6 protein-coding genes and 4 pseudogenes are annotated in these 12,431 nt (G+C 68.1%); 5 read left to right on the top strand and 5 right to left on the bottom strand.

Going from position 1 to position 12,431, the window contains the following annotated elements; all coding sequences use genetic code 11:
- Nucleotides 1-163: 163 nt before the first annotated feature.
- Together EJ913_RS30960 and EJ913_RS30965 are read right to left on the bottom strand one after the other, a co-directional pair.
- Entirely contained in the window at nucleotides 164-667 is a 504-nt protein-coding gene (locus EJ913_RS30960; RefSeq protein ID WP_127005185.1) for an invasion associated locus B family protein, read from the bottom strand.
- A gap of 8 nt (nucleotides 668-675) precedes the next feature.
- Entirely contained in the window at nucleotides 676-5,739 is a 5,064-nt protein-coding gene (locus EJ913_RS30965) for an autotransporter outer membrane beta-barrel domain-containing protein (protein ID WP_185910034.1), read from the bottom strand.
- Nucleotides 5,740-5,788: 49 nt separating this feature from the next.
- Between EJ913_RS30965 and EJ913_RS32010 the strand changes: the two genes are divergently transcribed.
- The 4 genes from EJ913_RS32010 (at nucleotide 5,789) to EJ913_RS32870 (ending at nucleotide 10,106) form a co-directional block, all read left to right on the top strand.
- Nucleotides 5,789-5,959: a hypothetical protein gene (locus tag EJ913_RS32010; RefSeq protein WP_185910035.1), complete on the top strand. Its 171-nt coding sequence runs from the start codon at nucleotides 5,789-5,791 to the stop codon at nucleotides 5,957-5,959.
- 347 nt (nucleotides 5,960-6,306) lie between these two features.
- Complete coding sequence (locus tag EJ913_RS30970) at nucleotides 6,307-6,777, top strand: invasion associated locus B family protein (RefSeq protein ID WP_185910036.1); 471 nt, start codon at nucleotides 6,307-6,309, stop codon at nucleotides 6,775-6,777.
- 9 nt (nucleotides 6,778-6,786) lie between these two features.
- Nucleotides 6,787-8,916, top strand: coding sequence for a tetratricopeptide repeat-containing sulfotransferase family protein (locus EJ913_RS30975; protein WP_127005188.1), 2,130 nt, complete (start codon nucleotides 6,787-6,789; stop codon nucleotides 8,914-8,916).
- Nucleotides 8,913-10,106, top strand: a complete 1,194-nt coding sequence (locus EJ913_RS32870; protein WP_127005189.1) for a glycosyltransferase family protein — start codon at nucleotides 8,913-8,915, stop codon at nucleotides 10,104-10,106. Before EJ913_RS30975 ends, EJ913_RS32870 begins: the two co-directional genes overlap by 4 nt.
- 38 nt (nucleotides 10,107-10,144) lie before the next feature.
- Here the strand turns inward: EJ913_RS32870 and EJ913_RS32875 are convergent.
- The 3 pseudogenes from EJ913_RS32875 to EJ913_RS30995 all read right to left on the bottom strand — a co-directional run.
- Nucleotides 10,145-10,404 (bottom strand): annotated as a pseudogene (locus EJ913_RS32875) (transposase); the annotation flags it as partial.
- A 77-nt stretch (nucleotides 10,405-10,481) separates the two neighbouring features.
- Nucleotides 10,482-10,813, bottom strand: a pseudogene (locus tag EJ913_RS32880) (transposase); the annotation flags it as partial.
- A 79-nt stretch (nucleotides 10,814-10,892) separates the two neighbouring features.
- A pseudogene (locus EJ913_RS30995) lies at nucleotides 10,893-11,089 on the bottom strand (ISL3-like element ISAzba9 family transposase); the annotation flags it as partial.
- Nucleotides 11,090-11,191: 102 nt separating this feature from the next.
- Here EJ913_RS30995 and EJ913_RS31000 point away from each other — a divergent pair.
- Nucleotides 11,192-12,255: pseudogene (locus EJ913_RS31000) on the top strand (IS630 family transposase).
- Nucleotides 12,256-12,431: the final 176 nt, after the last annotated feature.

The following is a 12,431-nucleotide window of genomic DNA, read 5'->3' on the forward strand; positions in this document are numbered from 1 at the left end:
CAGTGCCCCCGCATCCGGAAAGAAAGACGTAGCTATGCTCATACGCTCAACGACGTCATTCCTTCGAAACGGTATGAAACCGTCATCTTTGGAAGGGCATGGGGTATTCCAGGAACTGGGCGCCCGTTTGCCATGAATGGTCATCCGGGCGCGCCGTTTGCCACTATCTCAATGCGTCCAGCCCGGCCGAGACCCCCTTCAACGACACCGTCATGGTGACCGACTGCTTGCCGGCGTAGGGCAGCACACCCAGCCGCAACGTCTGCGCCTTGACGAACGCCGCAAGCCCCTTGGCATCGAGCGCCTTGCTCGCGACGCAGCCGTCCTGCACGCATTGCTGGAGGACCAGGGGAGCCTCGCCGCCCTCGTCCAGCTTCATCACCACCCCGGCGCGCAGGTCGATGCCAAGCGGCAGCAGCGCCACCAGCACCGCCTCGCCCTTCGGGCCGATGTAACCGACCGACATCTTCAGCAGACGCGCGTTGTTCTCCTTCAACATCTGCGTCTGGGCGAGGAAGCAGCGGGGTTTCCCGTCCGCCGCCGCCTCGCACTCGACCTGCCAGTCGCCGAAAGCGGCTCCCGCTTCCGGCTTTTTGTCGGCGGCGAAGGCCGGCAGGGCAGCCGCCGCAAGAAGAAGCCCGGTCAGGACGGTCGCCCGCGCGGCCATCAGGGTTCTCACCAGGACCAGCGCAACCCGGCCGACAGGCCGTGGTTGCTCTCGCGCCGGCGGATCTCGCCGAGATAGCCGACCTGCAGCGAGACCTGCTGCGTCATCGTCACGTTGACTCCGGCGCCCACCACCGCCGCGTCGCGGCTGGGCCGGCTCGATCGCACCGTGAAGCGCGCGCCGTTCAACGCACCGGTCGCCGACGCGTCCACATCGCGCCAGTCGTGCTCCCAGCCCAGCAGGCCGGTCGGCTCGACCACCGTCTCACCCACGGCCAGCCGCGTCCCGACCCGCAAGCCCAGCGAGCTGCGCAGCGCGTTCCATGTTGCCGTCTCCTCCGTCAGGCTCAGCAGCGGCGTGCCGCTTTCGGTGAAACCGCCGCGCACCAGCCGATCCCAGCGCAAGCCCACGCGCGGCTCGATCCAGCTCTCACCGGCCAGCGCCACACGGGTGCCCGCCGACAGCTCCGCCGACAGGTCGTTGCCGTCCGCCTCGCCCGACGCCACCCCGGCGACGTTGCCGAAGGTCACCGACCGCGACGTCTCGTAACGGCTGCGGCCATAGCCCAGCGCCGCGTCGACGAAGGCCGCCCCCGGCGTCCAACTCGCGTACGCGGTCGCCTGATAGCTGTCCACCGTCCCCTTGCCCAAGCCCCCGTCCGCCTTGACGCGGGTGCGCAGGAAGCCCAGCGCCACGCCGGCCTTGAGTTCCGGGTCGAAGGAATAGTCGGACCCGACCATGAAACCACCGGTGAAGCGGTCCACCGTCCCGCCGTTGCCGTCGTCGCCGCTGCGGCCCCGACCGACCAGCGGCTGGCCCCACAGGCTGGCTCCGCCGGGCGTCGCCTTCGCGGTGCCGTCCTGGCCTTCGGCCAGGCCGGACACCGATCGCGCCTTGCCGTCGAACAGGAACTGCACCACGCCGGCCACCGGCCCCGGCGCGTCGGCCGTCCCGCGCCCGGCCGCCTGCCGGGCCTCCACGGCGCGGCCGAACAGGCGGCGGTTGGCACCGTCCGCCGCCAGCGTGTCGGCGTGGATCTCGCCGGACAGCTGGTTCAGCGCCGGGGCGATCCGGTCACCCGCCAGAGTGTGGAGGTTGTCGAACAGCGCCTGCGTCGTCGCGTCCGACGACTGCCCGCCGGCCACCGGCCGGAAGGCTTCGAGCGCGGCGCCGACGGCGCGCTGGTTGGCGCTCTGGCCCAGACCCGCCGCACCGAGATTGGCGTAGCTGGTCGGCGTCGCCACCAGGGCGACGGCGCTGGAGCCGTAGAGCAGATCCAGCCGCGTGCCGGCGGCCAGACCGCTGCCCGGCTGGTCGAGAGTGGCGAAGCGGCCCGACACGCCGCCGTCGGCGGTGACCACGGTGAAGCTCTGGCCCAGCGCCGGGGTGAAGCTGTTGGTCGCCGACCCGACGATGCCGCGCAGGATCGGCGTCAGCCGGCCCCCGGCGGTGAAGGAGGAGCCCACGACCACCACTTGGTCGTGGTTGCCGGCGCCCGTCCCGGTGCCGACGCCGTCGATCTCGACCTGATAGACCGAGCTGGCGTTCAGTGTCACCGGGGCGGTGAAGACCAGCGTACCGGGAGAGTTGCCCGGCGCCAGGATGCCGGAGACCGAGGTGCTGCCGCCGATGAGGCCGCTGCCGCTCAGCGTCGCACCACTGGCGACGGTGACAGCGCCGGTGACCTCGCCGTTGACCTTGGCCGATCCGCCGCTCTCCACCGCCATCGACGCGGCGACCGTGCCGCCGTTGTTGACGGTGACGGCACCGTTGCCGACCCTGACGGGAGCGGAGACGTTGCCGCCGTCGCTGATCGTCACCGCACCGCCGTTGACCGTCAGCGGAGCGGAGACGCTGCCGCCCTGGCCGACGGTGACGGTGCCGCCGCCGACGGTGACCGGAGCCGAGACGTTGCCGCCGCTGGCGACCGTCAGGCCACCCGACTGGACGTTCAGGCCGCCGCTGTTGGAAACCGTGTTGGAGACGACCAGCGAGCCGGATCCGTTCACGGTGAGCTGCCCCGCCCCGGTGATCGAGCCGGAGAGGGTGACGGTCGAGCCGTTCGGGTCGATGACGCCGTTGGTCGCCGCGACGTTCACGGTCTGGCTCAGGGTCAGCGGGGCGGTCGGCTTCAGGGTGCCGCCCGCGAAGGTGACGGTGGTGGTCCGCACCGCGCCGTCCTCGTTGGTGAAGATCGGCTTGGAACCGTCGATCACGCCGGTGGTGACGGTGGGCGTCGTCGGGGTGACCACGGGCGTTGTCGGGGTCGTGACCACGGGCGTCGTCGGCGTGACGACGGGAGTGGTGGGCGTGACGACGACTGGCGTCGTCGGGGTGGTGACCACGGGGGTGGTCGGCGTCGTTTCCGTCGGGGTCGTGACGACCGGCGGAGGGGGGGGCGGCGGAGGGGGGGGCGGCGGAGGAGGAGGCGAGACGGGCGCGGTGGCGACCAGGACCGTGTCGTTGGCGGCGATGGTGTAGCCGTTCAGGTCCACCGTGCCGACATAGGCCGTGCCGGCCGCCGCCGTCCAGGTCGCCGCTCCGGTCGCCGTCACCGACAGGGTCGTCCCGGTGAAGCTGGGGGCGGTGCCGCCGGCGTTGCCGCGGATCAGGGCGACCGTGGCGCCGTTGGCGATGGTGACGCCGTTGAGCGTCGGCGTGACGGTGACCGTGCCGGCGCCCGGTGCGTAGTTGGCGGTGTTGGCGGTGTTGACGATGTAGCCGGTGCCGCCGCTGCCGATCGTGAAGGTGATGGCTCCGGTGCCGGTGATGTTGCCGGTCGAGGTCAGCGCCGCGCTGCCGAGCGCGATGGTGCCGCTGTTGACGATGGCCCCGACGCTGCCGGTGCCGCTCAGCGTCGCGCCCGGGGCGATGGAGACGGCGCCGATGGTGCCGCTCACACGCAGCGTGCCGGCGGTGATGGTGCCGGTGCCGGTGTAGGTGTTGGCGCCCGACAGGGTCAGCGTGCCGCTGCCCGCCTTGGTGAGGCCGCCGGTGCCGGAGATCACGCCCGACAGGGTGGTGTCGGTGCCGTCGCCGGCGGTCAGCCGGTTGGCCCCCAGCGCGACGTTGCCGGCGCCCGACAAGGCGCCGATGGTCAGGCTGGTGTTGTTGATCGCGAAGACCGCCCCGCCGGAGACGCTAACCGCGCCGGTGCTGGGCAGGGCCGTCGCGGTGGTCGCGGTCAGCGTGCCGGCGGTGATGCTGGTGCCGCCGGTGTGGCTGCTGGTCCCCGACAGGGTCAGACGGCCGCTGCCGGCCTTCACCAGCGCACCGGTGCCGGTGATCGAGCCAGTGATCGTGGTGTTGGTGCTGTCCCCGGCCGTCAATGTGTGGCTGCCCAGGTCGATGACGCCGCCGCCGGAGAGGGCGCCGACCGTCTCGCTGGCGCCGAGCTTGAGCGTGCCGTCGCCCAGCACCACCAGCGATCCGGAATCGGACAGCGCCGACCCACCGTTCAAGGTCAGGGTCCCGGCGTTGATGCTGGTGCCGCCGGAGAAGCTGTTGACGCCCGACAGGACCAGTTCGCCGACGCCGTTCTTGTACAGCCCGCCGGTCCCGGTCAGGCTCGACGCGATGGTCGCGACGACGCCGTTGTTGGACACGATGGTGGAGGGCGAGGCCGTCAGGCCGATGGTGCCGCCGGTCAGCAGGTAGCCGTTGCTCCCGAAGGTCATGCCGGCCGCCGACACCGAGCCGGAGACGGTCACCGTCCCGGCCGTGCCCTGGAAGAACGGCGTGATCGTGCTGCCGGACAGGGTGCCGTTGGTGGAGCCGTCGACCTTCGTCCAGTTGGTGCCGGCGCTGCTCCAAGTGCCGTTGCCGCCGTCCACGCTGCTGTTGGCGGCGTTGCCGCCCGCGTCGCCGTCCCAATAGAGCAGGGAGGGCGACGCCAGCGTCACCACCAGCTTCTTCAGGGTGCTGACCACCGTCGTGCTGGTGGTGAGCTCCATGCTGGTCGAGGGCGCGGTCACGGTGACGCCGGTGTAGTCGGTGCCGACGGTGCCGCCGCTGACGATCGTGTAGGCCCCCGCCGCCAGCGTTCCCGTCACCGGCTGGATCACGATCGAGCCGTTGGTCAGTGTGGCGCCGCCGGTGACCGACAGCCCGCCGTAGGTGATCGTGTCCGTCACCCCGAGCACCAGCGACGCCGACGAATTCTGGCTGTAGTTGCCGCTGACCGTGGTCATGCGGTTGGTCTTCAGGATGCCGGTGTTGGTGACCGTGATCGTGCCGGTTGTGGCCGCGATGTTGTTCGCCAGGAAGGTGTTTCCGGCAAAGGTCAGGTTGCCGCCCGTGGCGATGGTGGAGGGCGACGACGAGGTCGTCCCCATGATGGTGCCGAAGAGCGTGCCGGAGGCGCCGGTGATCGTGAAGGCCGATGTCGAGGTGTTGGCGATGCGGCCCATGATTGTGCCGGTGTTGACGAAGCTGTTCAGCGTGCCGGTCGTGCCGACCACGACGGCTCCGGTGCTGCTGCCGGTGCCCGAGATCAACCCGCTGTTGCGCAACAGGCCGAGCGTTCCCGAGAAGAGGCTGATGCCGGCCCCCCCTTCGCCGATGGTGCCGCTGTTGTCGATGGTCCCGTAGGTGGTCGAGGCGGCGTTGATGAAGATGCCCGCCCGGACGCCCGTCGAGACGATCCGGCCGGTGTTGACCAGCGAGATGAAGGCACCTCCGCTTCCGGCCGTGACGGCCTCCTTTGTTCCGGCTCCCGTGATCAGCCCTGAATTCGTGATGGTTCCGACCGTGACGGAACCGGTCAGGTTAAGGCCCGTGTAGCTGACCGTTCCCACCCCCTGGATGGTCCCGCTGTTGCTGAAGGATCCGATGCTTCCGGTCCCCAGGTAGACACCGGTGTTGCCGCCGGTGATCGCTCCGCTGTTGACGATCAACGCGGCCGAACCGTCCGACCGTATTCCCTGGGCGCCCGGCTCGATCTGGCCGTTGTTCACGAACGAGCCGATGGAGACGCCACTCGCGATGGACACCCCGAAGCCCGATGGGGAAAGCAGCGTGTCCGACCCGATGGTCAGGCTGGCTCCGGAACCGATGGTCTGGGTCGACGTCAAGGTGCTTGTGATCTGCGCACCGGCCGGGGACGGCATCAGAAGTCCGGCGATGACGATCGCCGACGCGCCGCTCAACAGCGTCCATCGAAAACCAGCGGAATTACGGGCGGAAACCACGGGCGTCATGAGCGTGACCTTCGTTATCGGCCGTCGGCTGCACCAAGCCGCACGGGAGGATTGCAATTCCCGAATGTCCGGGTGGGTTCGATCGTCGGCATGAAAGGGTGCTTCGGTCCAGGCATCCGGTTGCCTTTTCCTTTAAACGCCAAGTCATCGACGCACTGTGAATCAACACACAAATCGCTTCTAGCCCAAACGGAGTATACACACCACTGTTATTTTTTGACATTCGGTGACGGATAGTGTCTGCTCTTGACTCATCGAGATATTGATTCGGATACACGGATTCGGAGAATGTCTTTGTGGGAAAAGTTCTTGATGAAAGACTGTGAAATCTTGGGAAATTTTTTGAAAGGTAGCACGGCTCGCCTGAACCAACCGCCTTCCAGACGGCCAAACCGGCCCCAATATGGGAAGACAGGGAAAATCCATCTCCTCGGCGCGGTGTTGGCCGCCGTTGCTGGCGGTCTCGGCTTCGCGCCTACCGTCGCGAACGCGCAGGACCCCGCTGCCCCACTCTGGAACCGGCAATGCGCCCGGAACGAGGAGGGCCGCGAGTTCTGCTACGTCGAGCAATACGCCATCGCGATGCCGGCCAAGACCGTGCTGCTGAACGTCCGCTTTGGGTTTCTCGGTCCGCAGGGTCAGCCCCGCATCATCCTGACCGTCCCGCTGGGCACCCAGTTGATCCCCGGTCTGGGCCTGACCATCGACAAGGAAAAACCTCTGGCGCTGCCCTTCGAAAGCTGCCAGACCGGCGGGTGTCGCACCGTCGCGGATCTCGATCCGGCCAGCCTCGACCGCTTTCGCCGGGGCCAGTCGATGACCGTCCGCTTCGTTGGCGACGACGGCAAGCCCCTCGACATCCCGGTCCCGCTCAAGGGGCTGGATGCCGCCTTCAAACAGCTCAAGCCCTAGGACCGGTCAATGGCGCGCAAACCACGCCCCGGCAAGTCGCCTCCTGCCCCGCAGGGCGTTCCCATCGCCGAGGCCATCGACATGGCCCATCGCCACTGGGAGGCCGGACAGGCGGTCGAGGCGGAGCATCTGTGCCGCCGCGTGCTGGAGGTCTGGCCCGGACAGCCCGATGTCCTGCATCTCCTGGGCCTGATCGCCCATGCCTTCGACCAGCCCGACGTGGCGATCGACCACATGCGCCAAGCCTGCGCCCACCCTCAGGCACCCGCCGACTATTTCAGCAATCTGGGCGAGCTGTGCCGCCGCCGCAACCGCCTGGACGAAGCGGAACAAGCGACCCGCCAAGCCGTTGCCCGCGACGCGTCCCAGGCAACGTTCTGGAGCAACCTCGGCATCATCCTCCAGGAGGCCGGAAAGCTGGAGGGCAGCGCGCGATGCCTGGAGCGCGCGGCCGCGCTCGACCCCGGCACGCCCGAGTGCCAGAACAACCTCGGCAACACCCGGCGGCTGCTGGGCCGGCTGGCCGAGGCCGCGTCCCATTACGACAAGGCCCTGACGCTCGATCCCCACTACGTTGACGCCTGCTGCAACCTGGGTAACCTGAGGGCCGCGTTTGGGCAACCCGACCAGGGGCTGGCTCTGTTCCGCCGCGCCATCGGGATCGCCCCCCGCATGGCCGACGCCTATCTGAACGCCGCAGCCCTGGAAGGCGACCGGGAGCGCTGGGTCGAGGCCTTCGGCTGGTTGGAGGCCCTGCGCGATTTCGCGCCCGACCATCCGCGCCTACCGGCCGCCCGTGCCCGGACCCTGCTGGCGCTCGGCCGGGCCGAGGAGGCCCTGGCGATCGTCGACGCCGTTCTCGCCGCCGGTCCTGGCGACGCGCCGGCTTTGCTCGTTCGCGGCATGGCGCTGCAAACGCTGGAACGCTTCGACGAGGCGCTCGACGCCTTCGCGGCCCTGGGCGGCGCTCCCGGCCCGGCGGCGGAGGGTGGTCTCGTCAATCGCGGCGCCCTGTTGACCGAACTCGGCCGCCTCGACGAGGCCCGGACGGTCTTCATCGAAGCCCGCCGCCGCTTCCCCCGCTCCCCCGCCGCCTGGTATGGCGGGCTGGAGTTGATTGCCTCCGATCCCGGCGACCCGGCGCGATTGGAAGACCTTCTGCGGGACCAATCGCCCCTGCCCCACCGGGACCGGACGATCTGGCACTTCACCCTTGGAAAAGCCTGGATGGAGGCCGGCGATACGGAGCGCGCCTTCGAGCATATCCACCAAGGCAACCGCCTCAAACGCGCGGCCGTCACCTACGACGCCGACGCGACGGACGCCTGGTTCGCCGAAATCGCCCATGCCTTCCCAAAGGATCTGTTCCGGCTGAACGCACCGACCGACCCGGATCCGTCCGAACTGCCGGTCTTCGTGATCGGCATGCCCCGCTCCGGCACCAGCCTGGTCGAACAGATCCTCGCATCGCATCCGGCGGTCCTTGGCGCCGGCGAGTTGAGAACGCTGCAACGGATCCTCGAAGGGATCGTGACCCCCGGAGGCCAGCCGGTCGCCTTTCCGAACCTGATGCGCACGGTGGCCCCGCAGGATCTGGCGGCCATCGGCCGGCTCTATCTCGATCGAGTCTCAGGCAAGGCGGGCGATGCCCGGCGGTTGATCGACAAGATGCCGACCAACTTCCTTTACGCCGGGCTGATCGCCCTGATCCTGCCGGGCGCCCGGATCATCCATTGCCACCGAGATCCGCTGGACTGCTGCCTGTCCAATTACGCCCGGCTGTTCCTGGAGCAGAACCTCTTCACCTATGACATGACTGAACTTGGACGCTTCTACCGCGCCTACGAGCGGCTGATGGCGCATTGGCGGAAGGTGCTGCCGCCTGGCCGCCTTCTGGATCTGCGCTACGAGGATCTGGTCGAGGACCCGGAAGGCCAGTCCCGCCGCTTGGTGGAGTTCTGCGGGTTGCCCTGGGATTCCGCCTGCCTGGACTTCCACCGCACCGCGCGGCCCGTCGCCACGGCCAGCGCCGTGCAGGTCCGCCGGCCGATCTTCCGCGAGGGCATGGGCCGTGCGGCCGCCAGCGCCACGCATCTGGCACCGCTGATCGCGGCACTGGAGGGAGGATCCGGCCGATGACCGACGTCACCGCCCTCGAAGCCGAAGGGAACGCCCTGCTGGCCGCCGGCCATCCGGAACAGGCCGAACAGCGGGCTCGCCGGCTTCTCGCCTCCGGTAGCATGACGGTGACCAGCTTTCATCTGCTGGCGCTGTCTGTGCGCGCCCAGGGCCGGATCGAAGAGTGCCGCGACATCCTCGGACAAATGGTCGAGCGGCTGCCCGGCAACCTGACCCTGCGCTTCGAACTGGCGGAAACCTTGTTGATGCTGGGCGATTTCGAACGCGGCTGGCGGGAGTACCATCACCGCTACGGCATGCCGCACACCGCCTCGCTCGAACGCAAGGTGCAGAAGCCGCGCTGGGACGGCCGGCCGATCCCCGGCAAGACACTGCTGATCCACGACGAGCAGGGATACGGCGACACCTTCCAGTTTCTGCGTATGGTGTCCTGGGCCAAGCAGCGCAGCCAAGCGCGGGTCGTCCTCCAGATCAACCTCGACCAGAAGGGCTTCGCCCAGCGTTCGGCCGGAGCCGACGCGCTGGTGCTGCGCGGCGAGCTGCCGCCGCCCTTCGACGTCCACTGCGAGATGATGAGTCTGCCCATGGCGATGGGGCTTACCCTGTCCGACCTGCCCGGCGCCTGTCCGTATCTGAGCGCCGAGCCCGCGCGCGTGAAGCGCTGGCGCCGGCGGCTGGCGCGGCTGCCGCGTCCGCTTGTCGGGCTGGTCTGGGCCGGCCGGCCCACCCACCTGAACGACGCCGCCCGATCCGTGACGCTCGACACGCTGGCGCCGCTGGGCATGCCCGGCGTCACCTTTCTGGCGCTTCAGAAAGGCCCGGCGGAGGCGCAGGCGGCTACGCCGCCGCCCGGTATGCGCATCGAGCGGCTGGGCGACGAGATCGCCGATTTCGAGGACACCGCCGCGATCCTGAGCTTGACCGACCTGCTGATCTCAGTCGACAGCTCACCGGTGCATCTGGCCGGCGCGCTGGGTCGCCCGGCCTGGGTTGTGCTACCCTTCGTTCCCGACTGGCGCTGGCTGCTGGAACGCGAGGACACGCCTTGGTACCCAAGCCTGCGGTTGTTCCGCCAGGACCGCCGCGGCGACTGGAGCGGTGTGGTGACGCGCGTGGCTTCGGCGCTCGCGGGGGTGCGGGATGAAAGGCGCGACCCTCTATCAGATCGTGCCCCGCGGCGTGGTGTCTGAGGAGGCTTCGTTTTTCTCGGCGCGCTGAGGCTGCCGGTTTACACCGCCGAGATGACGAGCGGGTCGGCCGCAGGGTTGCACAGCACGGCCAAGCTTCCCATGGTCCTGTAGCGTCGGGACACCGCCCACTCGTCGTGCTGCTCGAGCAGCAGGGCGCAGGCAGCCGGGTGACGGCCGCTTCGCATGGGAAGATGCCGACGAGGTTGGTGCGCCGTTTGATCTCGCCGTTCAGGCGTTCCCAGGGGTGGATGGAGTGCAGCTTGGTGCGCAGGTCCTTGGGATAGGCCATGTAGGCCACACGTCGAACTCGGCCTCGATCAGGGATAGCGTCCGTCAAGGTGGTGGGAATTCAAGTATCGCAAAGTTGGTCGTTGGTCAGGCGTCTTTGGATGGAAAAGAGATCGTCGGCGTGGCGTCGCCGAGGGGAATCCCCTCGGCCCTGACCTCGACCTGCATATAACGGTTCTGGGATTGCCATTCGTCTTTCTGTTCCAACAACACGGCCTCGATCAAGCGAACGATCGAGGGGCGGGGAAGATACTGACGACGGCGGCGCGTCGTTTGACCTCCTTGTTGAGGCGTTTCAATTGGTTGGTTCTGCGCCGCTTGGTGCGCTGCTGGGCTGAGAATGCCATGTGGGCGAGGGCGATTCTCATCCAATGGAGGCGGCAGCGCTGCCAATTCACACCCATGACGCAAGCAATGGCTGTGAATCGGCATGGAATAAGGGGCTCTTGGAAGTTTTGTGTGGATGAGTAGAAGGTGTTTGGGGATGTGATGTTCGCGTTAGGCGTGAGCCAAGCCCTGGCTGCGTAGGAGATCGAAGCCGGCACGGCCATACATATCCCGCTTGATGACCTTGAGGCGGTTGAGTGGCCCTCGACTTGCCCGCTGGTCCACGGCTCGGTGAGCGCGGCGCGCACGGCATCCTCGTCGCGCCGGATGCCGGCGGCGAACGGCCCCAGGGCACTGGGCTCCGTCTCATACCAAAGCCGGAAATTTCTGACTCGGTGTGGCTTCGAGTTGCGAATTGGCCTTGGTGGTGATTCCCTGTTCAAGACCTCCCCACCGAGCCAACAACCGCCATGCCTGCCTTGAGGATCTGTACCGATCTGAGTTCCGAGGAGTTGCGCCGCCTGGCCCGTGGCGAGAGCGACGGGCGGGTTTGCCGACGCCTGCTTGCGATCGCCATGGCGCTGGAGGGCACCAGCCGGGAAGAGGCGGCGCGGCAAGCGGGGATGGATCGGTAGACACTGCGCGACTGGGTGGTGCGCTACAACGCCGAGGGCGTGGACGGCCTGCGGGATCGGGCCCGCACCGGTCGGTCGCCACTGCTGGCCGCTGCCCTGGAGGCGAAGTTGGCCGAGTTGATCGCCGCCGGCCCCGATGTCGAGCGAGACGGTGTCGTCGAATACCGGGTGCGGCATATCCGCGACTTGGCCCTGCGGCACTTCGGGGCGGACTACAGCCGCACCGGCATGCAGGAGCGCCTGTATCGGATGAAGCTGTCCTTCCTCACGCCGCGCCCGATCCATCCCAAAACCGACACGGTGGCCCAGGAGGCGTTTAAAAAAACTTTGCCGACCGCCTTGCCGCCATCGCAAAGGAGCACCCCGAGGCGAGCGCCATGGAGGTCTGGTTCCAGGACGAAGCCCGCATCGGCCAGAAAGGCACCCTGACCCGGCGCTGGGCGCCGCGTGGCAGCCGGCCGCGCGCCGTGCGCGATCACCGCTTCAAATCAGCCTATCTCTTCGGAGCGGTCTGCCCGGCCCGTGACACCGGGGCAGCCATCGTCATGACACGCGCCAACACTCAGGCGATGAGCATCATGCTCGAGGAGATCAGCCGAACCGTCGCACCCGGCGCCCACGCGGCCGTGGCGATCAACGGGGCAGGATGGCACACCAGCGGCGACATCGTCGTGCCAGCCAACATCACCCTCGTTCCGCTCCCACCCTACAGTCCGAAACTCAACGCCATCGAGAGGCTCTGGCACTTCATGCGCCACACCCTGCTGGCCCACAGGCTCTTCACCGACCTCAACGCCATCCTGGAGGTCTGCTGTCGGGTCTGGAACCAAATCCTCGCCGAACCCGGACGTATTCGATCAACTTGCGGCTACTCATGGGCCTTGCAGGTCAAAACTTAACGGCTTTGGTATCACACAGATGCGCCGGAGATGCTGCTGCCGGCCAACCTGCCGGAGCCGTACCGTCGGAAGATCGCGGAGCTCGAGTCCGTGCTCGGTGACGGCGACGAGGGGATGGCCGCGATGGAGATGATCCGGTCCATGGTCGACCGCGTCGTGCTGTCCCCCCTGCCCCT

The organism is Azospirillum doebereinerae (assembly GCF_003989665.1).
Lineage (GTDB): Bacteria > Pseudomonadota > Alphaproteobacteria > Azospirillales > Azospirillaceae > Azospirillum > Azospirillum doebereinerae.

What these genes read in the sequence shown, in the direction of transcription:
- EJ913_RS30960 (WP_127005185.1), bottom strand. Translation starts at nt 667, where the DNA reads ATGGCCGCGCGGGCGACCGTCCTGACCGGGCTTCTTCTTGCGGCGGCT.
- EJ913_RS32870 (WP_127005189.1), top strand. Translation starts at nt 8,913, where the DNA reads ATGACCGACGTCACCGCCCTCGAAGCCGAAGGGAACGCCCTGCTGGCC.
- EJ913_RS30975 (WP_127005188.1), top strand. Translation starts at nt 6,787, where the DNA reads ATGGCGCGCAAACCACGCCCCGGCAAGTCGCCTCCTGCCCCGCAGGGC.
- EJ913_RS32010 (WP_185910035.1), top strand. Translation starts at nt 5,789, where the DNA reads ATGACGATCGCCGACGCGCCGCTCAACAGCGTCCATCGAAAACCAGCG.